This is a genomic window from Bacillus sp. CCNWLW194 (genome assembly GCF_037120585.1).
GTDB lineage: Bacteria > Bacillota > Bacilli > Bacillales > Bacillaceae_G > Bacillus_A > Bacillus_A basilensis.
In genome coordinates this window covers 436174-459500 of the sequence record NZ_JBBBBL010000002.1, presented here as the reverse complement: position 1 = coordinate 459500, position 23327 = coordinate 436174, and the positions used below count along the sequence as shown (strand labels likewise).

Here is a 23327-nt window from a genome sequence, read left to right as displayed (position 1 = left end):
AGGGCGTTCAAAAAGAACGCCCTCTTCTTATTTTAGAAAACCCAAAACTAACAAGTGTAGAAATACAAGAGAAAAGCAGTGCCACGCTAGAAAACGCAATGAGGTACATATTATATTTCATAACCTGTCCAATTAGCTGGTTACTGTCGTACTGAAAAAGTCCTGCTATTATATTGAATAAAAATAACACGATAAACATGACGATGACACCGTCTATGGATCCTTTAATGTCTGGTTTACTTAAAGCGATATGTGCAGAAATACAAATGGCGATAAATAAAAATAACCAAAAGGAAGGATTTAATAAATTGCTTATTGTAAATAAGCTTTTCAACAATACAAACGTCGACAAGAGCATGTTTTGAACCATTTCTATATTAATAGAAGTAGAAGCGATTGTCTTTTCGAGAGTTGTATTAAATAAGAAATATGAATCTGGTACGAAATAGCGCATTAAAAGGATTAATGCTGTAATACCCGAAATAATAGGACCAATTCCAATGAAGAAGTTCCCAATTCGTTGATAGACACTTTTTTGATTGTATTGATGTTGTACGTAACCTAAAGCACCTTGACTTGTATCTGTTGGGAAAAACTGCGTTGCTACAATTTTATGACGAAATAGTACACACATAATGGCATGTCCAAGTTCGTGAATAGGGACACCAATCCACGCTGTTAAAAGGAATCCTTTTCTTCCGAAAGCTCTCGACCAATACATTCGTGTGAGAGATTCTAAATAGCCTAATAGAAATCCGATTACAATAATAATGCCAATTAAAGAAAATAATTGGATTACGCTTGTAAGGAGTATTTGAACAATTGAGTTTACAAATTCCATTGTTTTTCATCCAATCTGTTAAAAATGTTATTTGCTCTGTTTCATAATAGCATTATTTCTCAAGATTGCTAGCATATATATTCTTTTGAAAGAAGGATTTCATAATCTTTTTCTTGTAGTCATGTTTTATGTCCAAAGTCATATATTGAATTTGTAACACCCTATACGGTATATGCTTAAAGGAGGGATGAGAGAATGAAATGTTCGGCGTGTCATACGGAAAATACAACAGAGGCAAGGTTTTGCGGGAATTGTGGACATTCGTTAACGGAAGAAGTAGTGGTAAGTAGTGGCCAAGAAGAAGAGCCGGAACAAGTGCGTGTAGCACAAGCAAAGGAAACTCGAACGAATGAAACGGTAGAGCAAGCGAAGCGATTTGCGAGTGGGTATTTTCAGTTTTTTAAACATGCTTTTAAAGCACCGACAGCGATTATGAAAAGCGGCAAGGTTGAAGTACGAAATGGAATTGTAAGTCTTGTTCTTATTTGTTTTTTAGGGGCATGTATTTTTTATAGAATGATGAGTGCTGCAGCAGCTGTTACGAAAACATTTGCACCAGATATACCTACTCCTACATTCTTTTTGGACTCTGTAACGGTCTTTTTATTTTTATTAATTTTAACTTTATTTGTCGGATTTATTATTTTTGTAAGTGGGAAGATGATGAAATCATCTTTTTCGTTTCTTGAAGTATTCGGTATATGGGGAACGATAGCAACGCCTGCTATTGCTATATTAGTACTTTCTTTTCTGTTTAGCTTTTTATTAATCTTTTTCTTACCAATCTTATTAGGTCTGGCTACAACGTATATGTCAATTAGTATAATTGTAGCTATAGTAAAACTAGATAACGGCGGATTAGATCCTATTTACACACTTCTTATCGCAAATGTTTTAATCGGAATTGCAACATTCATTGTACTGTGGTCTTACATTAGTACGATAATTCAAACCTTTACACAGGGATTAACTGGCTTCTAATGAAAAGGTGGTTGAATGGATGAATGTATGTACAAAGTGTGGGACTCAGTTTGAAGATGGTGTACAATTTTGTCAAAACTGCGGGATGAAGAGGGGAAGTCCAGTAGTAAAGAAGAACATGAGCGGTGGTGCAAAGATTGGCATTACGTTGTTAACGCTATTTGTTATAGCGAGTGTGGGACTGTATTTGTATGGATTATCGTATTATAAGCAGGCGGCACAAGTGGACCGGATGATTACGATTTTACAAGAGAAGGACGGGGAAAAGTTAGCTGAAATCGTCACCGCAGATGATCCATCAGTTACTGTAACGAGAGAGAGTTTAACGCCTCTATTTTCATATATAAAAGAAAATCCATCCTACGTGAATGAATTGAGAGAACATTTGAGGATAGGTGAAAAACAAGGGAACGGAATCGAAAGAGCAGATTTTTCGTTAACGAAAGACGGAAAGTATTTCTTTTTATTTGATCGGTATAAATTGAAAGCGAGGACGTATTATACGACGTTGCTTTCAAATGGAAAAGGTACAACTTTAAAAATGAACGGAAAAGAAATTGATAAAACAGATGACAAAAAGTTTGAGAAGCAATATGGACCGTTTCTTCCAGGAAATCAAGTATTTCAATCAGAATATAAAAATGACTATGTAAAACTATCACGTGAGGAAAAGGTTGTACTTATGAAACAAAGCCAAAATAACGTAACGATAGATTTAACGTTGCAAGGACAATATATTACAGTGCAAACGAACGTGCCTAGTGCGACATTATATGTGAATCAAAAGCCAGTTACAGTGCTGGTGGGAGAAGAAATTACGTGGGGACCGGTAGCGACTGATGGAAGTACGACAATTTATTTAGAGCGAAATGGAGAAAGTGGACGGGAAACGACAAAAGTAGAAACGGTAACAGCATTTTCAACTTATAATCTTCCATTCCAAAAGAAAAGTACAGAAAAAACAGTTGTTTACAATGTTACTCCGCCAGCTACGACTCAGTATGTATATAATGGCTTCATCTTTCCTGATAGTGATATTCGAAAATTAACGAGTGGGGACTTAACATATTTATCGAAAGAACAATTGAAAATAGCGAGAAACGAAATATACGCAAGACATGGACATATGTTTCAAACGAAAGATATGCAAGCGTATTTTTCAAAACAGTCTTGGTATAGAGAAAATCCGTATTATACAGGAAAGCTAACGGATATTGAATCTTATAATGTTGAACTCATTAAATCAAGAGAATAGAACACGTGAAAAAGGTACAGTGCATAACTGTACCTTTTTTATAGTTATTTATCTGAACCAGGATCCCTTGAGAAAAAGATGTGAAAGAGAAATGTGACTTTACTTGATCCTCCAGATGTACTAGCTTGTATATGGGATAAAGGACCACACGTTAAAGCTGCCTCGGAATGGGGTGGTACGACTATTTTGAGCGCATGATCTGATTCTGGTGAAGCAGTAACAGTTATTGTATCATCAGAAAAGTTAAGAATTTTAACAGAACCGACTGGAAAGATGGACTTGCCAGCATGTGATGCTGAAGCGAATTGGGTAGCTTTCCATATATCTTGCGCAAACGTATCATCGTTAGATAACCAAGCACGAGCGCTGTATATTGTTGCATTAATGGAAAATTCTTGGTCAAGGGAGAGGGCGGGTTTCGGTTCTTTTGGTTCTTGCGGTTCATCTGGAAGCTGAGCGAGAAGGCCGGCGCACATGTATGTTTCACCTACTTTCAATTGTTACTGTTATAGCATATTAAACATGTTGTTTATAAGACACGACGGTTACCTATTAAAGTATAGGTTTGTGCACCAAATTTGAAGATGAAATTATCTTTCTTTACAATAGAAGTAGGTGTTATTTCTATAAAATATGGAAAGCGTAAAGAGTATGTAAAAAAAGAAGGAGTGGTAAAGTGAACTATGTCATTATTGGCGGAGATGCAGCTGGTATGAGTGCAGCTATGCAAATTGTTAGAAACGATGAAAATGCAAATGTTGTGACGTTAGAAAAAGGTGAAATTTATTCGTACGCTCAGTGTGGATTACCGTATGTCATTAGTGGTGCTATCGCTTCAACGGAAAAATTAATCGCGCGTAATGTGAAGACGTTTCGTGATAAATACGGAATTGATGCGAAAGTACGACATGAAGTAACGAAAGTAGATACGGAAAAGAAAATGGTGTACGCAGAGCATACGGAGACGAAAGATGTTTTTGAATTTTCGTATGACCGTTTATTAATTGCGACCGGAGTACGTCCTGTCATGCCAGAATGGGAAGGACGAGAGTTACAAGGCGTTCATCTTTTAAAAACAATTCCGGATGCTGAGCGCATATTAAAAACGCTAGAAACGAATAAAGTTGAGAATGTAACCATTATTGGCGGCGGTGCAATTGGGCTGGAAATGGCAGAAACATTCGTCGAACTTGGTAAAAAAGTGAGAATGATTGAGCGAAATGATCATATCGGTACGATTTATGATGCAGATATGGCGGAATATATACATAAAGAAGCAGATAAACATCATATTGAAATTTTAACGAATGAAAATGTAAAAGCGTTTAAAGGGAATGAACGAGTAGAAGCAGTTGAAACTGATAAAGGAACGTTTAAAGCAGACCTTGTTTTAGTATCTGTTGGAGTGAAGCCAAATACTGATTTTCTTGAAGGAACAAATATACGTACAAATCATAAAGGGGCGATTGAGGTAAATGCATATATGCAAACGAATGTGCAAGACGTATATGCAGCTGGTGATTGTGCGACACATTACCACGTTATAAAGGAAATTCATGATCATATCCCGCTCGGAACGACTGCCAATAAACAAGGGCGACTTGCTGGACTGAATATGCTTGATAAACGAAGAGCCTTTAAAGGAACGTTAGGTACAGGCATTATTAAATTTATGGATCTGACGCTTGCAAGAACAGGCTTAAATGAAAAAGAGGCGAAAGGGCTACATATCCCGTATAAAACAGTCAAAGTAGATTCGACAAATATGGCGGGCTATTATCCAAATGCAAAACCACTTTACTTGAAATTACTCTATCGCTCTGACACGAAACAATTATTAGGCGGACAAGTAATTGGAGAAGAAGGCGTAGATAAACGTATTGATGTAATCGCAATGGCACTTTTCAATAAAATGAGCATTCACGATTTAGAAGATGTCGATTTAAGTTACGCACCACCATATAACAGCGTTTGGGATCCAATTCAGCAAGCGGCAAGACGAGCGGAATAGCACTTTTTAAGTGCTATTTTTTCGTTAAAGGGGAATCGTCATTTTTGTCGAATGAAGAGGATTGGGAAATAGTTACATATAGGGAAGGGGATCATTAAAAATGTTTGTAACACTTCAAGCAGTTCAAGAATCAGAAAAAGAGATATTACGTAATTTGTATGCACTATATCTTCATGACCTCTCTACATTCACTCCTCATATAACGATTGGGACAAATGGTTTTTTTGAATACGAAGATTTACACATGTTTTGGGTAAATGATGGAATTACTCCGTATTTTATTAAAAGTGATAATGATATTGTAGGATTTTTATTACTACTGGAACGTCCATTCTTAAAGAAGGAAAATGACTTTGGTATTAATGACATTTTCATATTGAATCAATACAAGGGGAAAGGAATCGGTAAACAAGTTATTAAGAATGTACTAAAAGAGAAACGAGGACAATATTTCGTTATCGAACTTGTGAAAAATATACCAGCAGTTTCTTTTTGGAAGAAAGTATATAGGGAGCTAAACATCGAATTTGATGAGAAAACACAGTTAATCGATGATGAAGAATGTCTCGTTCAAACGTTTAAAATATAATGAGATGGATGCTCCTAGTATATTACTTTGAAATTTAATTTTATTTTGAATATACCGTTCACCCTTGAAAACATAGTACATATGGCTTATATTGTCATATAGTATTTATTTTTAAATAAAGCAATGAACGAACCAGGGGGCACAGTATGGCAATTAACATGAAAACAATCGAAGAATGGATTGCTGAATCAAACGCAAGACATGAAGAAGACTTTGGAAATGTTGTTGAAGAGATGAAAGAAGTATGTGTCGGACTTGATAATGCGACATTAATTTATACGAAAAATGTATTTTGTTTCGGTAAGAAAGTAGAAGTATTGTTCTTCTTCCAAGACCATGTCGTGATCGGACAAGAAAAAGACGAATATATTGAAATTGAAAAGTTAAAGTATGATGCCATTACACATAGCAACTTAAAAACAAATGACAAAAATACAACGTTAGAACTAAAGTTTGCTAACGGACAAGCTATCAATTTAGATAGTTTAAATGATAACTACGGTACGAAAAATTGGTTATTTGCAAGACAAATTAAGAGTATCTTTAAATTAATCTAGTAAAAAAGCACGCCGATAGCCGGCGTGCTTCTAAATACGTAAATCCCCTTTTAACCAATTCCGCGCTCGATAGGCTCCAACAGGAATTTGAATAAGTGACGTTTCATTTCCAACATCTATCCCGTACAACTGATTACATGAATTTGTATCAAAACTAAGTAAAGGATGCCCGCCCATCCCCATCGCGGTCGCTGCAAAAACGAGTTTATGAACGAGTATACCAGCTTCCATTTGGTGAATACGGTATCCTCTATAGCCTAATGCGCGTGTATAGTAATCTTTCTTTCCGATTACATGTAGGCAAAGCGGTACTTGAAAAAGGCTTACGTTATCCATCGTCATGCTGGATTGAAGGGGATAACGAAGATCTCCGTATCGTATAGGTTGTATGGAATGAGTTTTACTGTTATAAGCGTAAGCACCGTTTTCTATATCTTTTACGTTATAAAAACATCCATATAATGAGACACGTGCATTTTCATTTATATACTTACCATCAAGGTCGTTGTAATAAGGGAAGGAGAGTCTCGCTTCTTGTAGTAAAGTAGCTAGACTGGTTGCATCCCATTTCGTTAAAATAAAGTCAGCATCAGGGGAATACCGTTGTTTACAAAGTTGTAAGAAATCGTATGATAACCGCTCTACTTTCGGTAGCTGTACAGCGTGCGCATTATGTTGAGAGCGCTCTTCATGAGCGAATGTTTGGAAGTGTGCTGTCGATTCAATCATAGAAGCTTCATTTATTTTTGATATCATTGGATATTCATCTACATGTTTTGAGCGAACGAGATGTTCATGTGCTAACGGCGGAATTTGCTGCAACAGGTCATGAGAAGTAACTGTTTTATTTTCACGGTAATCATTGTGAAACCAATCAGTTTGTAGTTCTGTACTTAAAGGAACAACAGCATACACGCTTTCTTCACTTTCTGACAGTCCGAGTAAATGATTTATTGCACGGTCTAAAAACTGAAAATATACGCCATTTGTGTAACCAAATTGTTTGGCACATTCAAGTAATTGGCCGATGAGAACACCACTATCTAATCCTTGAAGACGATATGAAAAATTATTGTATTTAAAGAAATTTTTCCAAAACATGGTGGATACAAATGCAGCACCAAAACAAGACTGTATGTTACAACGATTGCCAAGTGCTTCTGTAATATAAGAGTCGAAATTTCCTTCGCGTAGTAAGATAAGTCGATGATGTGCGACGTCGTAATGGTAAATGCCGTATGGATAATCGTCAATCTTTAAATATATATACAATTCATTTGGATATAAAGCACCGCCTGAAGGAATAGACCTTCGGAATAAAATTTTCTCGCTATTTAGTTGGCACAATTGTGTTAAACCAAATGAATACCAAAGGTAATGACCAATTTCCTCCAAAGTAGGTGTAGTAGAAGGGTTAGGTAAAGATAATGGGATTTCTAAAGAGAGAGGAATTGCAGGTACATTTCGATATATTTTATAAGGAAGCGGTGCATCTTCCCAATCCACTTCATGATCTGGCATAATTTCATCAATAGAAAAATGGAGATGATGTAAAAAAGTATCTAGCTGCATGAAATCCCTCCTTTACTATGGAAACGGATGCGGATGTGGATTTAATTGTTCATTCGTTAAAGGTTCGGCTGTATATCCAAGTGTCATCGGTATAGTATAAACTCGGTCCAGCCCTGTAATCCGGGTGAGATGGTGACCGAACGTCATCGGTAACATGCCAGGTATAATGACTTTTACACAATGTAATCCGTTCTTTTCTATAAGGGGTACGGTTTGATCTACAACGATTACTTCCAGATCAGATTGATGCAAACGATTTACAAGTTGATGAAGATCGGATGTTAAATCTATATCAAACGATTGTAATGCATTCATTTCTTGGAACGTTTGTACCGGTGCATCGTCACGTAAAAGAAAGTGAAGACGTTCTTCTGCTTCTTTCAATCCGTACAGCATACTATGGTCTTCCATTTTATTTACGAGATAAGGGTCTTGTAAGCAGTTTTCGTAGTGCTCTCTTTTTTGTTCGAGTTCATCGTCTGTTATTAGTAACATGCCTGCTATTTCATGAATGGCACTCTTTAGAGCGCGAATTGGGTCTAAATGAGAGCCTCCTGCACAAACAACGTTCATTCCTTTTTTACGCGTATTTTTCGCAATTACCCATAGGCTTGGGATGCCGTGTTCCATCGTCGCGTTAAAGGTGTGTAATTCATATCCAGTAATCGTGTACAGCCGCTGAATCATTAATTGTAATTCCGTATCATTTGCCGAATCAAGATCAAGGCGGGGAAGAGGTAATTCTGTATACCAAGTGAGCAAAAAGGCGTCACGCTCTACAATTTCTAAAATGCCGTGAAAAATTGCTTCTTCTAAACTACCACCAATGGCACATCCATTTGATGTTTCATATACGAAAGCATCTCGATGACCAAGGCTATAATAAGCAATTGATTCAGGAACTAAAATTGGCCGGTTTTGTGATAATGAATATCCCCATACCCAGTTTTGGTCATAGTCAGGATCAAACGGTTTAAATGGAAAATTATCACGATTGTAATGTTCGTTTGTATGCACACCGAGTGTGATAGGGTTCAGTGCGTGATCCTCTACATCATGAAAACTGCCGTGTACAGTTGTCTTTTTCCCGCGCGGTGACATACCACAATATCTTTCTAAACCTTCTAAAATAGCAGTCGCTTCACTTATTGCAAATGAATGAGTTCGACCTGCAACACCTTCATTTCCAAACATTAACGGCATGTTTATAATAACGTCAGCAAACGGCAATAAAGAATGCTGCATTTTTCCGTTCAGCATACCGACTCGGTAATCTAAATAATCTTTTGTTAAAAATGTGTTGAGTTCATGAATCGAACGACAGCGATATGTCGCATCACTTGTTTTTAAGCTCGGTTGTAAAGAAATCTCTGCTGCATCTGCCGTATCATCAGGTAAATTGCTACATACAGGACAGAGCGGATCTGGAAGAAAAGAATGCCGCGTACATTGCAGTGTTTGTAAGTTGAGTAAAAGGAGTTTATTTTCTAATGAAGAATGGTTATGAGTTAATATTTTCTCTGTTTCTGCACGAATAAGATGACACATTTGCAGAATGCCATTTTGAGTGGCACGTACATCGCGCCTCGTCAAGTTCTCTTCTTTTACTGCATATTTCCGCTTTAGTTCCCACATTTCTTGTTGATCAAATCCAGCGATAAAGCGTCGTCCATCGGCGCAATTGGTACATCCCTCTGCAAGGGGATGAATGTAAGGACCGATAATACCTTCACCAAATGAAGTAAACGCACGTAGCCACGGAATATGATTGGAACGAAAAATTAGCTCAGCATCATGATGAATAGTAGAAGGAGAGCCGTCATGTAATACGAGAGCAAGGTTGATATTTTCAGGGAGTTCGTTTGCAATTGTATGTTGGCGAGTGATGGAATATTGTTCGCGCAATTGATCATGTACATAGTCTGCAAGTAGGCCATCTCCTATAAGTAATATATTTTGACTCATAGACCGTCCTCCTTTGCAATTAATACCCCGTACACACCATCTAGGTTTTCTTTCAAAAATGATTCAATCGCTAAATCAAACACGAATGGATAAAAATTATGTTCTTCTAAATGTTGTAAGGCAAGCTGTAAAGATTGCACACTTGGAGTTCCTTCTTCCGCTTGTATTTCCACTCTAAAAGAATCTGTGTCATATAAAATAATAGATGATTCAGGCAAAATATTAGCTCTGTAAGGAGTTTCTTCATTTTGAATGTGAAGAAGTGATAGTTGTAGTGCGTTTCGTAACGCTAACGTCATATTTATATTAGATGCACCGTACCATCGATTATTTATACCGACCCAAACGACTGGGAAGCTGAGAATCTCTTCACTCATTGCTATTTTAGGAGTTTCATGAATTGTAGTGAGGGCATCGTAATAAAATCTACAATGTTTATCATGAATTTCAGTTAAATCGATTGTTGTAATCTCTTCTAGCATATGTGACTGCCGTTCATACAATTTGTTATTTAAATGTTGTTGTAGCGCCCGGTATACACCTTCTGTCATCGTTTCTCCAGCACCAATACCGATATCATTATGTTCAGGAATAAGGCGGTGCATAATTTCCGCTACGTATGTTTCAATTCCTGCTAAACCAGCTTCTCGTCGCGCTTCATTATGAGTTAATCCGCTGAAAGTCATAAGAGGCAGGATGGAAGTAGGCCCATCTGATAGTGGAGTAGCTACTTGAATACTGCATTGTGATAACGGTAATTGATATAAATCTTGTTCATCCCACACATGGAATATACCAGCTTCTTTAGAAGTTAATGAATCGAAAAAACGGAATAAATCAGTTGAGGTATGTTGGTTGGACCGATGCTCAAGTGTTTCAGAAAGGTTTTCTATCGTATCAATTGTAAAGCTTTCATCAGTTGCGAGAGGATGTTTTATAAAAGGATGCCATGTACCTTCAAGTGTTTCATAGTTTAATAAAAAGAATTGTGGATTCTTTTCTCGATGTGAATCATCAGCAACATGTTTAAATAATTCAAAAACGATTATATTTGCTAACATTGCAGATGTAACTGGTGAAAATGATGCTGATGAATGTTCATTTTGTAAAGCTGTTTCATGTAGCCGATGCCATGCGGATTCCCAGCATTCTTCACGATTAGCTGTTACGACAGGACCAGCTATACCAAGTGTTGATAAACAGACGGCAGGTATGAAGTTCTTTCCTATTTCCTTGCAAATTGTATGAACTGCTCTTAGGCCATCAATATCTCCATTTTGAGAAACGTACAAAATCCAGTCGAAAGGTTCGAACACTTCATGCAGGGGACGATCAATTGTCGTGTCTATTTCTTCAACAAGTACAGTATCATCTACTTCATGTGCAAGTTCTACTAGCTCGTGAATACGGTCGTAATTCGTTTCCGCATAATCTGTCACAAGGTAATGAAATGTAGGTAATCCGGATTTTAATAAAGAAGAAACTAAGGAGGTAAGCATATCTCCAGAACCAATTATAAGTACATTCGCAGTGCGATACGTTTCAAATTTTAAAGCGCCTGAATGGGAATCAGCTTCTAGAAATTCAATTTGCGAAGCATACCTGTCAAGTAATGCACTGTTTAATTCATGAGGTGCATCTTGGCTTACATCACGGACAAACCCATTTGTATATAAAATTTCTCCAATTTCAAATACACGATTTTGATAGGGAAGAGGGAGACCATCCGTTATTTCTGCTAAAGAATAATTACCGTTAAACATTGGCATTAATTTTTCGATCCAGCTATAAATTCCATCACCGTCCATGCGAAATGAACTGGCGTTATTTCGAAAATAGACACCCCCGTTTGAGTCGGGGAGGAAGAAAGTATCCTTATTTACTTTAAGTTTTGCATGAATTGGAAGGTTACTCATTTTAATCCTCCTTACGTTTTAGGCATACGTTATTAGCTTATGTCATGCAATTTGTCCCGTATGAACGCAATAAAAAAAGGCTGTAGAATGATGTATTCTACAGCCTGTAATAGATTATTAATCTATCAACCTTCTAATAATAATGATTTTGGATCTTCAAGCATATCTTTAACAGCAACAAGGAAGCTAACTGCTTCTTTACCATCAACAATACGGTGATCGTAAGATAAAGCGATGTACATCATTGGACGGTTTTCCATACGCTCGTTATCAATTGCAACTGGACGTACTTGGATTTTGTGCATTCCTAAAATACCAACTTGTGGGCTGTTTAGGATCGGTGTTGACATTAGAGAACCGAATACACCACCGTTTGTAATTGTAAATGTACCACCTTGTAGTTCTTTTAATGAAAGTTTGTTATCGCGTGCTTTCATACCTAAATTACGAATTTCGCTTTCGATTTCAGCGAAGTTTAATTGGTTAGCATCGCGTACAACTGGAACAACTAATCCATCTGGAGCTGCTACTGCAATACCGATATCATAGAATTTTTTAATGATAAGCTCGTCGCCTTGAATTTCAGCATTTAATAATGGGAATTGTTTTAATGCTGCAACAACTGCTTTTGTGAAGAATGACATGAAACCAAGACGTACATCATGTTTTTTCTCGAAAGCATCTTTACGCTCTTTACGTAATTCCATGATTGCAGTCATATCAACTTCGTTAAATGTTGTTAACATTGCAGATGTTTGTTGAACTTCTACAAGACGTTTTGCAATTGTTTGACGGCGGCGGGACATTTTCACGCGCTCAACTGGTTTTTCGAATTCCGTTTTTGCAACTGGAGCAGGAGCTGGACTTTTTGGAGCAGCGGGTGCTTCTTTTGGTGCTGCAGCATGGGCTTGTACATCGTGTGGTCTCACACGTCCAAGTGGATCTGTGCTACGTACGTCGTTTAAGTCGATTCCTAATTCACGAGCCATTTTTCTAGCAGCTGGTGATGCGATAGGACGGTTTGTATTTGGTAAACCTTGTAGAGTTGCAGTTTGCTCAGCACTTGGAGCTGCTGCTTTCGGTGCTTCTGTTGTTTCTTGTTTTGGTTGCTCAGCCAATGGAGCAGGTGTACTTACTGCAACTGGTGCTCCGTTTGCATCTAAAATTGCGATAGTTGCGCCAACTTCAACCGTATCCCCAGGTTCGCCTAGTAATTTCGATACAATACCTGAATCTTCTGCAATGATTTCTACATTGACTTTATCAGTTTCAAGTTCAACAACGCTGCCACCTTTCTCAACTTTGTCGCCTACGTTGATAAGCCATTGTGAGATAGTTCCTTCAGTAATAGATTCTGCAAGCTCAGGTACTTTAATTTCGATCATTTTAAATGTCCTCCCCTTATTTGCCTAACGGTGTGTTTTTTCTTCTTTTGTCTTCGGTAATCTCCATTTGTTAGCCTGACCTTGGGCAGAATATCTGCCCAAGAACAAGCTAGAAACCTTCATTGTTACTTTTTAGTTGCTGAAAACTTCAATTTCTTGTTTATCTTGGCGGAAGTTATACTTCACATCTAAAGCGTGTGCAACAATTAGTTCTTGCTCAGCTTTGTGAGCGAATGGATCGCCGCCAGATGGGCTAGAGCGATCTGGGCGTCCAATGTAACCTGTTTTCACTTTATCTCCAGCTAGTTCGAACAGAATTGGAGCCATGTAATGCCATGCGCCCATATTACGAGGCTCTTCTTGAACCCAAATAATTTCTTCTAAGTTTTTAAAGCGTTTAATAATAGATTGAACTTTTTCAGCAGGGAATGGGTACAATTGTTCAATACGAACAACATGAACTTCATCTAAATTGTACTCATGCTTACCAGACTCGATTTCTGCTGCTAAGTCAATCGCCATTTTACCTGTACTTAAAACAAGACGTTTTACTTTGTTTGGTTTTGTGCCAAGGTTTTCTTGTTCTAATGCAGGTTGGAAACGTCCTTCGCTTAACTGGCTAGCAGTTGAAAGCGTAAGTGGGTGACGTAATAAGCTCTTTGGCGTCATCAGTACCAATGGTCGAACAGCTTCGGTTCCTAAGATAGATGCTTGACGACGTAAAATATGGAAGTATTGTGCCGCGCTCGTTAAGTTTGCAACTGTCCAGTTGTTCTCAGCAGCTAGCTGTAAGAATCGCTCTGGACGTGCACTAGAGTGCTCTGGTCCTTGACCTTCATAACCGTGTGGTAATAGAAGAACTAAACCAGATTTTTGACCCCATTTTGCTCTTCCAGCTGAAACATATTGATCAAATAATGCTTGCGCAGTATTTGAGAAGTCACCATATTGCGCTTCCCACATAACAAGAGTTTCTGGAGCGAATACGTTATAACCATACTCGTAACCAACAACAGCAGCTTCTGATAACGGACTGTTATGAACAGAGAATGAAGCGTTGATGTTTGGTAAACGATGTAATGGTGAATATGTTTCATTTGTATCAGTATCGTGTAATACGATATGACGGTGCGCGAATGTACCACGCTGTGAATCTTGACCAGTTAAACGAATTGGCGTACCTTCTTGTAAAATAGAAGCGAATGCTAATGACTCAGCAAGTGCCCATTCAATTTTACCGTTCTCTTCAAGAGCATCTTTACGGCGCTCAAGAATTTTCTTCACTTTCGGATATACGTTAAAGCCTTCTGGCCAAGAGAGTAGACCTTCATTAATTGCACGAAGTGAGTCAAGCCCAACACCAGTATCAATTGGCTGAATACCTTTTGCAACAACATCTGGTACTTTAACGTGAATTGTTGCATCGCTCGTATCAGCTGGTGGTACTTGTGCATAGTCAGATTTTAATTGCTCTTGCGTAAACTGTGTAATTGTTTCAATCTCATCTGCATTTAGAACACCAGCAGCTTGTAATTGATCTGCATAAATTGCTCTTACAGTTGGGTGATTTTTAATCTTTTTGTACACTTGTGGTTGAGTAACTGCTGGGTCATCCATTTCGTTATGACCGTAGCGGCGGTAACCAATTAAATCGATTAAGAAATCTTTTTTGAACAATGTACGATATTGAATCGCAAGGTTAGCAGCAGCAAGACAAGCTTCCGGATCATCAGCGTTCACATGAACAATCGGAATATCGAAACCTTTTGCAAGGTCACTTGAATATTTCGTAGAACGAGAATCATAGCTATCAGTCGTAAAACCAACTGCATTGTTTGCGATAACATGAATTGTTCCGCCCGTTTGATATGCGTTCAATCTGCTTAAGTTCAATGTCTCAGATACAATACCTTGACCAGGGAATGCAGCATCACCATGAACTAAAATTACGAATGATTTTGAAGTATCTTGTTCTGGCAGACCAGATTTTTTACGATTTTCTTGAGCCGCACGTGCGAAACCTTCCACAACAGGGTTAACGAACTCAAGGTGACTTGGGTTATTTGCTAATGTAACGCGAGTGCTAACTTCATCGTTACCAACGACTTGTTCTCTACCTAAATGGTATTTCACGTCGCCAGTCCAGCCAGAATTTGCCACTGCGCCTTCTATTTTTGCATGTTTGAACTCAGCAAACATGTGACTATAAGGTTTTTCTAATACGTGAGCAAGTACGCTTAGACGACCGCGGTGAGCCATACCAATCATGACATCTTCTACGCCGTCCTTGGCACCTTCTAGAACAATTTCATCTAGAACAGGTACAAGCATATCAACGCCTTCAATAGAGAAACGCTTTTGCCCAACGAATGTTTTATGCAAGAATTGCTCGAAACCTTCAACAGCTGTTAAACGTTTTAAAAGAGCAGTTCGTTTTTTATTTGATAGTGGTTGACGCAATGAATTTGATTCCACCATTTGATGCAACCACGCGCGTTCTTCACTATCTTGTATATGAGAAAATTCATAAGCTAAAGATTGTGTATACACTTCTTTTAATCTATGAATTACATCAAGTGCAGTGTGAATACCTTCTGGTGCATCTTGCCATACTGTTTTTGCTGGAATCGCTTTCAAATCAGCATCGCTCAGTTCGTTCATTGCTTTCTCAAGAAGAGATTGTCCATTTGCAGCATCTTCCATCGGATTGATGTGAGCCAACGTATGTCCGAAAGAACGAATCTGCTCAACAAGCTGAACAACTTTAAGAATTTTTTCAATGTTCCCTGTGTTTTGAGGAGAAAAATGTGTTGCTGTGTTGTCCCCTGTTACGACATCATCTTGAAACGAAGGAGCTCCAAAAATTTCAAAAAGCTCTTGTAATTCCGGATCAACAGAACCTGCTCCAGTTACGTAAAGATCATACTGTTCAATAACATAACCAAGGTTCGGACCGTGGAACTTGGCCCAAGGGTTTGTCGTTGTATTCTTCCTCGTCATTTGTTTAAACCTCCCAATGCATATAATCCTTTTTCCATACAAAAAGGTGCATTTTGCTCTTTTCAATAATTAATGAACCAATAATCAATGTAAATGTTTTCTTTACTCTTATGTTATTACAATAATTTACATAATACCAAACACTATTACTTATCTGTTTTGTAAAAAAACATTCACAATAACTTATCACCCAAGTTAATCTTTCATGTTATAAAGTAATTTTACAGAAAAATGGGGTGGATATATTTGGTATACCTATACGAATAGCTAAAATTATTGCATGTAAATATAAGTATAATAGTTAGAATGTTTCGATAAAAATGAGTTCGAATTATGTATATTGAAATAATAAGCGCTTTCATTGATATTATACAACAATATAACGGAATATAGTATAAAAAATAAAAAATTATGAATTTAGCGTAAACTTTATTTAGATAGTGTTAAATATCGAAAGGAAAGTGAAGGATTTCTACAAAAAAAGTTGCTAAACATAAAAAATGCTTCATAAACAGTTAGTTTCTATAAATATGCTGAAAAACACCGTAAAACTAATAACACATTTCGTGGAATAAAGGGATAAATGAAATATTTTAAAAGGGTAAAACAAATATGAAGATATTAAATTTTAAAAAAAGAGAGGAGGAGATATAGTAACGGTTATTTACAGTGTTCCGTGTTTTGTTTCAAAATAGACGTACTGAAATTGAAAAAGTTTCTTCTATATAAATAGCGTGAATAATAATCAAAACTAATGTAAAGGAAGCTTGACGTAAAGTTTACTTTACATATATACTCGGTATAAGGAAGGAGGGAGAAATTTCCTTGGAAAATAAAATGGTCGAATACCGAAAAAAATTTGGACTATCTCAAGAAAAATTGGCTGAGAAACTTGGAGTTTCCAGACAAACCATCATTTCAATTGAAAAGGGAAAATACGATCCATCACTTCCGTTAGCATTTGAAATAGCAAAAACATTTCAGACAACGATAGAACATGTATTTATTTATGAAGGAAAAGAAGGGGAGGAGTAAAGATGAACTATTCACAAAAGTACTTTTTAATCATGGGAATTATTTTTTTTATTATGAGTGGAACTATGGTATTAGCAGGTATAATGACGCATTCAGCACCACCGACTCCAACTTATACAGTTCTTGCAATGATGATTATGTGTTTCTGCCTCAGCTACTTACACCCACAATTTAAAGAAAAAGACGAGCGGATGAAATTAATTCGTTATAAAGGCATGTTCTTCAGCTTTTTTGCGTTAACAGCATATTATCTTCTTTTCTCTATTGGCTTAAACTTGAAAATAATTACACTATCTGCTACTGAACTATTGAATATACTTATGGCACTTACGATGAGTACCGTCTTTATCTCGTTTGTTGTTTTGGCAAAAAGATATTAAGATGGAAGAGAGAAAGGAAGATTAACATATGCAAATGATGTATGCTTTTGGCATTGGGCTTGTATTATTTTTAGCCGTATTCTTATTTATTCGTAAAGACGTGCAAGGTGGGACGTTAACGAAACGAGGATTTTATAAAATGATCGGCTGTTTAGTTGTTATGTTTATAGCGATTATCGTAATGATCGTTTTAATAAATCAGTCACTATAGAATGTAAAAATGGAACCTTACTATTAGTAAGGTTTTTCCTTTTTGGTTTAAAATCCGAAAATTCCCGCATAATCCATTTACTGCATATAATGGATATTATATAATTTAATAAAATGATGGATAGGGAGAATAGTATATGAATAAAAAAACTATCTTCTTTTTATTAACATGTCTACTACTTGTAGCTAGTACTACTTATATAATATGTAAAAAACGAGAACAAGTGCCACCTATGTTAGTATGGGAGGGGCAGGAATACTACGTAACGAATGAACCTGCTAAAACTGAAAAAGTGGGGCAAAGGCTCGGAAAAGTTACAAAGAAAATTGAAACAAGTAAAAAACCTACTAAAAATAGTGAATCCAACATATTACAAGAAAAAACAGAAGTGTTCACAATGATAGAAGAAAAAGATCCCCATTTACCTTTAATTATAAAGGAGCCGTATAATGACGAATATAGAATAGTGAGGCCAATGTTAAAAGTACTATAAAGTGAAAAGGAGATTCCTATGCAGACAGTAACCTCATATCCATGGTCGTTAAGAAAAATGTTTGTCTTTTTTCTTTGTTTTATCCTTCCACCAATCGGTGCAATCTACATTGTAATGAATAGAGGGGAGCTACAAAAGAGAGACTTCATTTTATATGTATTATTTGCTGTTATTAATATATCGCTTTGGGTGTCAATTATGATTTTTGATCGGAGTATGTGGCTGGTGTCGGGGCATTATGTGCTTGGGGCAATTGTTATTGTTTTTTCGAATATAAATAAGAGATAACCCAGCAATCTTAAAGTTGCTGGGTTTTATTTTGCTATTTATAATGAAGAAACATATAAATCAATATGTAAAGAAGGAATGGTATAGATAAAAGTAACGCCTGAACGGTTAGAACAGACTGCAAAGACAGTAAGTAACATCAGGCACTTCTTAGAATACTTACATAATGACACCTATACAATCAAATTAAGAATATCGCTACACAATGGAATGGAGCGAGTAGAGAACAATTTTAACAGAGATTTAACGAAGTAAAACCAAAAATGTTTACTGTTTTAATAGAAGTTAAAAACTACAATGTTATGACATCTAGTGGTAGACGTTCATTAATAAACATTGTAGTAAAACAGTTTGAAGATAGATTGAAATATTTGCCCGAAGGTTCACATCAGCCTGTCGTGATAGATGTGAGAGGACCAGATGAAACGAGAGAAATATTGAAGCAAATAAGAGAAGGAATAAATCAAAGAACATTTGGCCAGGCAGAAATTATCATTAAAAAGATACAAAAAAGTAGGTTATATTACAGAGTTAGCACGAATGCAACTGCAACACAGGAGCGACTAAAACGAGATATTGATATGATTTCTAGTAATTGGTTGGGCTCAACCTATATGAAATTTAATACGGATTTCCGTGATTCATCATTTAAAATGACACAATTTAAAACCATATAGAAGTTTCTACTTGCAACCGCAAAAAATTTGAAGAAACTGATAATATGGAGGTTGCTAGTTTTGTGGGGGCATTGTATCTACAAGACCGCGTAAATGGTCAAACTGAGTTTCAGCTGAATGGAAAGAAGATGGCCGCCTTGGCGGGAAAGCAGATGGGGATTTAGTAACAGGGAAGTTTGATATTTCAGAAAACACTAAATTCATGTTTAAGGCAGGAAATGGTGAGATTGATGTAAATGCTCCTTATTCCTTTGATACCATAAAGGAAGACTTGTTTACAGGCAACATTATTGGAGGAAAAGCAGGTGTTACAGGTCTAGAGAATACCATTACAACTAGTGCTATATTCGATCAGGAGATGAAGGCAACGCAAAAATTCCTAGATGGTTCTGTAGCTTTTGGAATTGAGGATTACACCTTAAAAGATGATGCAGAGTTAACGGTTCAAAAATATGAATTATCAACAAAAATTGATATCCCAGACTTTATCCCAATAATAGGTGAATATGATTTTGAAGTACGTGGAGAATTAGGGTTGGGAACATTTGGTTATAAGCTTCATGCTGGCCAAGAAACTGGTGCGTATGTTGGTGGTGGTTTGTTTGGTAAATTTGTTAAGGAAGGACAAGAGTAATTATGTTTAAACAAGCAAGAGTTATAAAAATTTTTGGGTTTTCAGCTTTACTTATATTTAGTTTATTTTCTCCTTATGGGTGGGGAAAAAAATTAGCATTAATTGCTTTTATAATATTGCTAGCTCTTTTGTCTTTTGGTACAACGAACTTATTAGAATACATAACTAATAAATTTAAAAAAAATAGAGATAAGTAGTTTACTTAAACAAGGAAGAATTCAATTATTGTAAGTATGCTCTGTGTATTATGATAGGGGGTACCTATGGTCACAAATACAGAGGAATTATTTGTGATTTTGAGGGTACTTTAACTTGTAGATTTTAATAATATTTAATTGGTTTTTATAATAATAAAAAGGAGAATATATATGAAACTTTTACCAATAGGAACAGTAGTAAAACTAGAAGAAGTAGAACCGATTATTATGATCATTGGAAGAATGGTTGTATCAGCAGATAAACGTGATTTTGATTATGTGGGCATCCCTTATCCAGTGGGCTATTTAGGTGATGAAAAAGCACTGTGTTTTAATCATGATAAGATTGTAGAGGAAATGCATAGAGGGTATATGACTGAGAGTAATTAGTTCTACGTGAGAAATTAGTCGAATTGTAGATTAGTTTAAAAATACATATAGATTTAAAAAACACGATAGGAGAAACAAAATGGGTAAGATAATGAGAACTCTTGTAATCATAGGTATACTTATCCCTCCGGTACTACTGTGGAGTGCACCTGATATTCCTCTAAATGATAAACTGCTGTTTATAGGTTTACAACTGACTGTAGGATTCACCACAGTAGTAGTGTTAGAGGTAATATTTAGAAATCGAAAAAAGAAGAGGGCAAAATAGATATAAATTGTATAGAATGTCAGATGAGAATATTGGTAGCTAATCTTCTCAATAAAAGAAATTAACAGAAGCAGGGAGAAATCCTTGCTTTATTTTTTGTATAGAATTACTAAGTAGGGTATCGTTAAATTAGGATGTTCGAGTTGGCTCGGCAGGTATTATCTATTAAACGTATCGTTGATTATCTCCTCAGTTAATTCGTCTAGATTAAAACTAAGAGTTTCAGAGATTTTTCCAGCTCGTATGCTAACTACAATTGTACGAGGAGACAGATTAGCGAACTCTTTTTCCTCTTTGAAATCTTTCATAACAAACTTAAGTAGCATTTTCTTTTCAGTCCTTTCTCAGTTTTATGGAAACAAAAAGAGGACTACCCCTGAGCCAGCTGGTTTGCTGACTAGAATTAGTCCTCTCTTAACTTGTGGTGTCTGATGGAGATCTCCACAGTTTTAGTTTTTGAGAATACCCTCTCAATCCTTGATAATATTAGGTTTTATGACCCCGGAGAGGCTCGAACTCACGACCTCCACCCTGTCAAGGTGGCGCTCTCCCTGCTGAGCTACGGGATCTTCAAAAATGCTTATGTAATAACATCTTTAATTTTTATGCTAAAGTAATTATAAGTAATTAACTGAAATTTTACAATATTTTTATATTAATCTTTTGAAAGGAAAGTATTTGGAATTACGTTAGTAGTGTATTAAGGAATATATAAATAGAAAGTTTAATTAAAAGTGGGTTCGAATAAAACGGTTATATTATTTTTTTCGATACCAATCCAAAGGACCTTCATCACTCAAATCAACAAGAAAAGGTAATAAGAAGTGTAAAGGTAGGCTTAAAAGTTCTGGCATAGCGTTCACTGTTTTCTTTGATAAATATTGCCTTCCGAAACAATACGGACAATCTTTTTCAAATGTCACGAGTATCGACCATACATCTTTTACTTTCCATTTCGTTTTACAATACGTACAACGCGCCATGTAGTTCCTCCTTGTCTTTAGGTGTTTTCTAATATATTCCATTCTATTGTACTAAAGTCAAGTGTATTTGGTGTGATAAAATGCAAGTGTTTTGTTTTTTATAAAAAGATAATAAAGCTATTAAATTTCATCACCTAAAAAAAAGCATAACCCCGGTCTGAATTTAAGACCGGGTTAAAATATAGTTGTTTAATATTCGATATAAGATACTTCACTGTACTCAAAATATAACAAAGCTAAGGTTTATTCAATGATCGTGCCCGATTGGTGAGGGCTGATTAAAGTTTCACTTTATGTCCAGTTGTTTACACATTGCCCATATAGCTTCGCGTTAAGTTTGGGAGAACAATTTTTCCATTCTTACTGTATTTTTCGAATAACTCTGATAGGAGAGAAATAAAGTTTTTATATTCTTCGTCATTTTCTTTCGGAGCATAGGATCCTGATAAATTTCTTCCTAGAAAACCTTCATAGTCAAAAAGTAAATCATTTTGATATTCTTTAAACTCATACTTTCCATCTTTAAAAAAGTTTTTAAAAATTTCTGGCGTTTCCTCGATTCCACCGCTAAATCCTTTAAAGTTTGGGCAGGTTTTTTGGCAAATTTCTGCATTTTCTTTAATAATCGGACTAGTTACATCTCTACTATTCCAAACAAGAGCAACATTTGCCTTTTGTTTCAAAATTCGTTGGCATTCGATTTTGAAAGCTTTTTTATTAAACCAATGAAATGCTTGAGCAACAGTTATTAAATCCACACTATTTTCTTTTAAAGTGGTATGTTCGGCAGTTGCTTTTATTGATTGAAAACGAGAAAAATGGCTTAACGATTGTTCTGCCATTTTTCTCATGTCATCATTTGGCTCAACTCCAATAACATGTAAACCACTTGTAAGCAGCTGGTGGCTAAATATCCCCGTACCTGAACCGATATCGGCCACAATTTGATTCTCATTCAGTTCGTTAGCCGAAAGCAAATAATCAATATATTCTTTAGGATAACTAGGGCGATATTTCGCATATATATCGGCCTTATCAGTAAAATTTTCTGTTGTTTTCACAGTACTACCTTCTTTCCAGCGATATTATGTACAGAAATAGTAATTTCCGCATCAGTCTCTAAGTCTACAACGTAAAAGTCCAGCTAAATGGAGCTGCCTTAGTTCTCTTATTCAAATTATACTATTTTGCATGATATCTTCCAAAAGACCATGATTTCTTATTCATCTAAATGGTCTAATTGTTGAATAATATGACCATTCGTATATCGCACGAGGGTAATGTAGGATAAGAGATTTCCATTTTCAATATCCAAATTGGCCAATATATCCTTTTTACAATTTACTTAAAATCATGTATAACAGAGATACAAGATTATTTTATAAATATTCAAGAGTAGAGGGAGAATTATTGTAATGGTAAGGAAAACGTTCAAGATGCGCGTATCTAGAAATAGAACGATTTCAATTAATGGCTCGATTCTTGATGTGGATGTTACACATGATGAGTTTTTACAAGAGTTTGTTGAGTGGGTCGATTCTAAAGGTTGGTCGTTTATGGGGATGACAGATGAGATTACACCTGAGGAAGCTAGTCAAAATTTAATAGATTCATTGATTGATGAGAAGGATAAGAAAGAATAATTCTTTCTTATTTTTTATTGTATATTTATGTTCTTTATCGTAAAAGTATGATATAG

General features: G+C 36.1%; 24 protein-coding genes, 1 tRNA gene and 1 pseudogene. 16 read left to right on the top strand and 10 right to left on the bottom strand.

Annotation, left to right across the window (positions count from 1 at the left end; genetic code table 11):
* Positions 1 to 7: 7 nt before the first annotated feature.
* Entirely contained in the window at positions 8 to 841 is an 834-nt protein-coding gene (locus tag V7S50_RS05795; protein WP_063224567.1) for a hypothetical protein, read from the bottom strand.
* A gap of 195 nt (positions 842 to 1036) precedes the next feature.
* On the opposite strand from V7S50_RS05795, the gene V7S50_RS05790 reads away from it, so the two are divergent.
* Both V7S50_RS05790 and V7S50_RS05785 read left to right on the top strand, forming a co-directional pair.
* Complete coding sequence (locus tag V7S50_RS05790; protein WP_242251005.1) at positions 1037 to 1822, top strand: zinc ribbon domain-containing protein; 786 nt, start codon at positions 1037 to 1039, stop codon at positions 1820 to 1822.
* A gap of 19 nt (positions 1823 to 1841) precedes the next feature.
* Positions 1842 to 3077, top strand: a complete 1236-nt coding sequence (locus V7S50_RS05785) for a TcaA 3rd/4th domain-containing protein (RefSeq protein WP_242251006.1) — start codon at positions 1842 to 1844, stop codon at positions 3075 to 3077.
* Positions 3078 to 3121: 44 nt separating this feature from the next.
* On the opposite strand, the gene V7S50_RS05780 is transcribed toward V7S50_RS05785, so the two are convergent.
* Complete coding sequence (locus V7S50_RS05780) at positions 3122 to 3553, bottom strand: hypothetical protein (protein WP_063224565.1); 432 nt, start codon at positions 3551 to 3553, stop codon at positions 3122 to 3124.
* 200 nt (positions 3554 to 3753) lie between these two features.
* Here V7S50_RS05780 and V7S50_RS05775 point away from each other — a divergent pair, with 200 nt between their 5' ends.
* From V7S50_RS05775 to V7S50_RS05765, 3 genes are all read left to right on the top strand, one after another.
* The gene (locus V7S50_RS05775) at positions 3754 to 5088 is read left to right on the top strand and encodes a CoA-disulfide reductase (protein ID WP_242251007.1); all 1335 of its coding nucleotides are present in this window, start codon (positions 3754 to 3756) and stop codon (positions 5086 to 5088) included.
* Between the two features lie 100 nt (positions 5089 to 5188).
* Positions 5189 to 5677, top strand: coding sequence for a GNAT family N-acetyltransferase (locus V7S50_RS05770; RefSeq protein WP_242251008.1), 489 nt, complete (start codon positions 5189 to 5191; stop codon positions 5675 to 5677).
* Between the two features lie 146 nt (positions 5678 to 5823).
* Complete coding sequence (locus V7S50_RS05765) at positions 5824 to 6234, top strand: DUF3908 family protein (RefSeq protein ID WP_098555452.1); 411 nt, start codon at positions 5824 to 5826, stop codon at positions 6232 to 6234.
* Positions 6235 to 6264: 30 nt separating this feature from the next.
* On the opposite strand, the gene V7S50_RS05760 is transcribed toward V7S50_RS05765, so the two are convergent.
* The 5 genes from V7S50_RS05760 to odhA all read right to left on the bottom strand — a co-directional run bounded on the left by V7S50_RS05760 (position 6265) and on the right by odhA (position 16072).
* Positions 6265 to 7806 carry a SagB family peptide dehydrogenase gene (locus V7S50_RS05760; protein WP_242251009.1) on the bottom strand — a complete coding sequence of 514 codons (1542 nt, stop codon included), beginning with the start codon at positions 7804 to 7806 and terminating at the stop codon, positions 6265 to 6267.
* A gap of 15 nt (positions 7807 to 7821) precedes the next feature.
* Entirely contained in the window at positions 7822 to 9771 is a 1950-nt protein-coding gene (locus V7S50_RS05755; RefSeq protein ID WP_242251010.1) for a TOMM precursor leader peptide-binding protein, read from the bottom strand.
* On the bottom strand, positions 9768 to 11687 hold the full coding sequence (locus V7S50_RS05750) for a putative thiazole-containing bacteriocin maturation protein (protein ID WP_242251013.1): 1920 nt from the start codon (positions 11685 to 11687) through the stop codon (positions 9768 to 9770). The genes V7S50_RS05755 and V7S50_RS05750 overlap by 4 nt, the downstream gene beginning before the upstream one ends.
* Before the next feature lie 125 nt (positions 11688 to 11812).
* Complete coding sequence (gene odhB, locus V7S50_RS05745) at positions 11813 to 13072, bottom strand: 2-oxoglutarate dehydrogenase complex dihydrolipoyllysine-residue succinyltransferase (RefSeq protein WP_063224558.1); 1260 nt, start codon at positions 13070 to 13072, stop codon at positions 11813 to 11815.
* 132 nt (positions 13073 to 13204) lie between these two features.
* Positions 13205 to 16072, bottom strand: coding sequence for a 2-oxoglutarate dehydrogenase E1 component (gene odhA / locus V7S50_RS05740; RefSeq protein ID WP_242251014.1), 2868 nt, complete (start codon positions 16070 to 16072; stop codon positions 13205 to 13207).
* An 825-nt stretch (positions 16073 to 16897) separates the two neighbouring features.
* Here odhA and V7S50_RS05735 point away from each other — a divergent pair.
* From V7S50_RS05735 to V7S50_RS05685, 10 genes and pseudogenes are all read left to right on the top strand, one after another.
* Positions 16898 to 17107, top strand: a complete 210-nt coding sequence (locus V7S50_RS05735; RefSeq protein WP_000428510.1) for a helix-turn-helix transcriptional regulator — start codon at positions 16898 to 16900, stop codon at positions 17105 to 17107.
* A gap of 2 nt (positions 17108 to 17109) precedes the next feature.
* Positions 17110 to 17487, top strand: a complete 378-nt coding sequence (locus tag V7S50_RS05730; RefSeq protein ID WP_063224556.1) for a hypothetical protein — start codon at positions 17110 to 17112, stop codon at positions 17485 to 17487.
* Between the two features lie 28 nt (positions 17488 to 17515).
* Entirely contained in the window at positions 17516 to 17698 is a 183-nt protein-coding gene (locus V7S50_RS05725) for a DUF3976 domain-containing protein (RefSeq protein WP_001178300.1), read from the top strand.
* 136 nt (positions 17699 to 17834) lie between these two features.
* The gene (locus tag V7S50_RS05720) at positions 17835 to 18191 is read left to right on the top strand and encodes a hypothetical protein (RefSeq protein ID WP_242251016.1); all 357 of its coding nucleotides are present in this window, start codon (positions 17835 to 17837) and stop codon (positions 18189 to 18191) included.
* Positions 18192 to 18209: 18 nt separating this feature from the next.
* Positions 18210 to 18479, top strand: coding sequence for a hypothetical protein (locus V7S50_RS05715; RefSeq protein ID WP_242251017.1), 270 nt, complete (start codon positions 18210 to 18212; stop codon positions 18477 to 18479).
* A 263-nt stretch (positions 18480 to 18742) separates the two neighbouring features.
* A complete protein-coding gene (locus V7S50_RS05705) occupies positions 18743 to 19156 on the top strand; it encodes a hypothetical protein (protein ID WP_252209200.1) in 414 nt (137 codons plus the stop codon).
* A gap of 202 nt (positions 19157 to 19358) precedes the next feature.
* A complete protein-coding gene (locus V7S50_RS05700; RefSeq protein WP_242251019.1) occupies positions 19359 to 19790 on the top strand; it encodes a hypothetical protein in 432 nt (143 codons plus the stop codon).
* Between the two features lie 2 nt (positions 19791 to 19792).
* Positions 19793 to 19987, top strand: coding sequence for a hypothetical protein (locus V7S50_RS05695; RefSeq protein WP_242251020.1), 195 nt, complete (start codon positions 19793 to 19795; stop codon positions 19985 to 19987).
* Positions 19988 to 20158: 171 nt separating this feature from the next.
* Positions 20159 to 20406: pseudogene (locus tag V7S50_RS05690) on the top strand (DUF4176 domain-containing protein).
* Positions 20407 to 20456: 50 nt separating this feature from the next.
* The gene (locus tag V7S50_RS05685) at positions 20457 to 20645 is read left to right on the top strand and encodes a hypothetical protein (RefSeq protein WP_242251021.1); all 189 of its coding nucleotides are present in this window, start codon (positions 20457 to 20459) and stop codon (positions 20643 to 20645) included.
* A gap of 496 nt (positions 20646 to 21141) precedes the next feature.
* Here the strand turns inward: V7S50_RS05685 and V7S50_RS05680 are convergent.
* The 3 genes from V7S50_RS05680 to V7S50_RS05670 all read right to left on the bottom strand — a co-directional run bounded on the left by V7S50_RS05680 (position 21142) and on the right by V7S50_RS05670 (position 22689).
* A tRNA-Val gene (locus V7S50_RS05680) sits at positions 21142 to 21214 on the bottom strand.
* A 189-nt stretch (positions 21215 to 21403) separates the two neighbouring features.
* Positions 21404 to 21628 carry a hypothetical protein gene (locus V7S50_RS05675; protein ID WP_212956578.1) on the bottom strand — a complete coding sequence of 75 codons (225 nt, stop codon included), beginning with the start codon at positions 21626 to 21628 and terminating at the stop codon, positions 21404 to 21406.
* A 305-nt stretch (positions 21629 to 21933) separates the two neighbouring features.
* Entirely contained in the window at positions 21934 to 22689 is a 756-nt protein-coding gene (locus tag V7S50_RS05670) for a class I SAM-dependent methyltransferase (RefSeq protein ID WP_242251022.1), read from the bottom strand.
* Positions 22690 to 23043: 354 nt separating this feature from the next.
* Here V7S50_RS05670 and V7S50_RS05665 point away from each other — a divergent pair, with 354 nt between their 5' ends.
* Positions 23044 to 23271, top strand: coding sequence for a hypothetical protein (locus tag V7S50_RS05665; RefSeq protein WP_000251865.1), 228 nt, complete (start codon positions 23044 to 23046; stop codon positions 23269 to 23271).
* Positions 23272 to 23327: the final 56 nt, after the last annotated feature.

What these genes read in the sequence shown, in the direction of transcription:
- V7S50_RS05755 (WP_242251010.1), bottom strand. Translation starts at nt 9,771, where the DNA reads ATGAGTCAAAATATATTACTTATAGGAGATGGCCTACTTGCAGACTAT.
- V7S50_RS05695 (WP_242251020.1), top strand. Translation starts at nt 19,793, where the DNA reads ATGTTTAAACAAGCAAGAGTTATAAAAATTTTTGGGTTTTCAGCTTTA.
- V7S50_RS05675 (WP_212956578.1), bottom strand. Translation starts at nt 21,628, where the DNA reads ATGGCGCGTTGTACGTATTGTAAAACGAAATGGAAAGTAAAAGATGTA.
- V7S50_RS05725 (WP_001178300.1), top strand. Translation starts at nt 17,516, where the DNA reads ATGCAAATGATGTATGCTTTTGGCATTGGGCTTGTATTATTTTTAGCC.
- odhA (WP_242251014.1), bottom strand. Translation starts at nt 16,072, where the DNA reads ATGACGAGGAAGAATACAACGACAAACCCTTGGGCCAAGTTCCACGGT.
- V7S50_RS05700 (WP_242251019.1), top strand. Translation starts at nt 19,359, where the DNA reads ATGTTTAAGGCAGGAAATGGTGAGATTGATGTAAATGCTCCTTATTCC.
- V7S50_RS05730 (WP_063224556.1), top strand. Translation starts at nt 17,110, where the DNA reads ATGAACTATTCACAAAAGTACTTTTTAATCATGGGAATTATTTTTTTT.
- odhB (WP_063224558.1), bottom strand. Translation starts at nt 13,072, where the DNA reads ATGATCGAAATTAAAGTACCTGAGCTTGCAGAATCTATTACTGAAGGA.
- V7S50_RS05665 (WP_000251865.1), top strand. Translation starts at nt 23,044, where the DNA reads ATGGTAAGGAAAACGTTCAAGATGCGCGTATCTAGAAATAGAACGATT.
- V7S50_RS05715 (WP_242251017.1), top strand. Translation starts at nt 18,210, where the DNA reads ATGCAGACAGTAACCTCATATCCATGGTCGTTAAGAAAAATGTTTGTC.
- V7S50_RS05795 (WP_063224567.1), bottom strand. Translation starts at nt 841, where the DNA reads ATGGAATTTGTAAACTCAATTGTTCAAATACTCCTTACAAGCGTAATC.
- V7S50_RS05705 (WP_252209200.1), top strand. Translation starts at nt 18,743, where the DNA reads ATGTTTACTGTTTTAATAGAAGTTAAAAACTACAATGTTATGACATCT.
- V7S50_RS05780 (WP_063224565.1), bottom strand. Translation starts at nt 3,553, where the DNA reads ATGTGCGCCGGCCTTCTCGCTCAGCTTCCAGATGAACCGCAAGAACCA.
- V7S50_RS05770 (WP_242251008.1), top strand. Translation starts at nt 5,189, where the DNA reads ATGTTTGTAACACTTCAAGCAGTTCAAGAATCAGAAAAAGAGATATTA.
- V7S50_RS05685 (WP_242251021.1), top strand. Translation starts at nt 20,457, where the DNA reads ATGGGTAAGATAATGAGAACTCTTGTAATCATAGGTATACTTATCCCT.
- V7S50_RS05785 (WP_242251006.1), top strand. Translation starts at nt 1,842, where the DNA reads ATGAATGTATGTACAAAGTGTGGGACTCAGTTTGAAGATGGTGTACAA.
- V7S50_RS05750 (WP_242251013.1), bottom strand. Translation starts at nt 11,687, where the DNA reads ATGAGTAACCTTCCAATTCATGCAAAACTTAAAGTAAATAAGGATACT.
- V7S50_RS05790 (WP_242251005.1), top strand. Translation starts at nt 1,037, where the DNA reads ATGAAATGTTCGGCGTGTCATACGGAAAATACAACAGAGGCAAGGTTT.
- V7S50_RS05765 (WP_098555452.1), top strand. Translation starts at nt 5,824, where the DNA reads ATGGCAATTAACATGAAAACAATCGAAGAATGGATTGCTGAATCAAAC.
- V7S50_RS05720 (WP_242251016.1), top strand. Translation starts at nt 17,835, where the DNA reads ATGAATAAAAAAACTATCTTCTTTTTATTAACATGTCTACTACTTGTA.
- V7S50_RS05760 (WP_242251009.1), bottom strand. Translation starts at nt 7,806, where the DNA reads ATGCAGCTAGATACTTTTTTACATCATCTCCATTTTTCTATTGATGAA.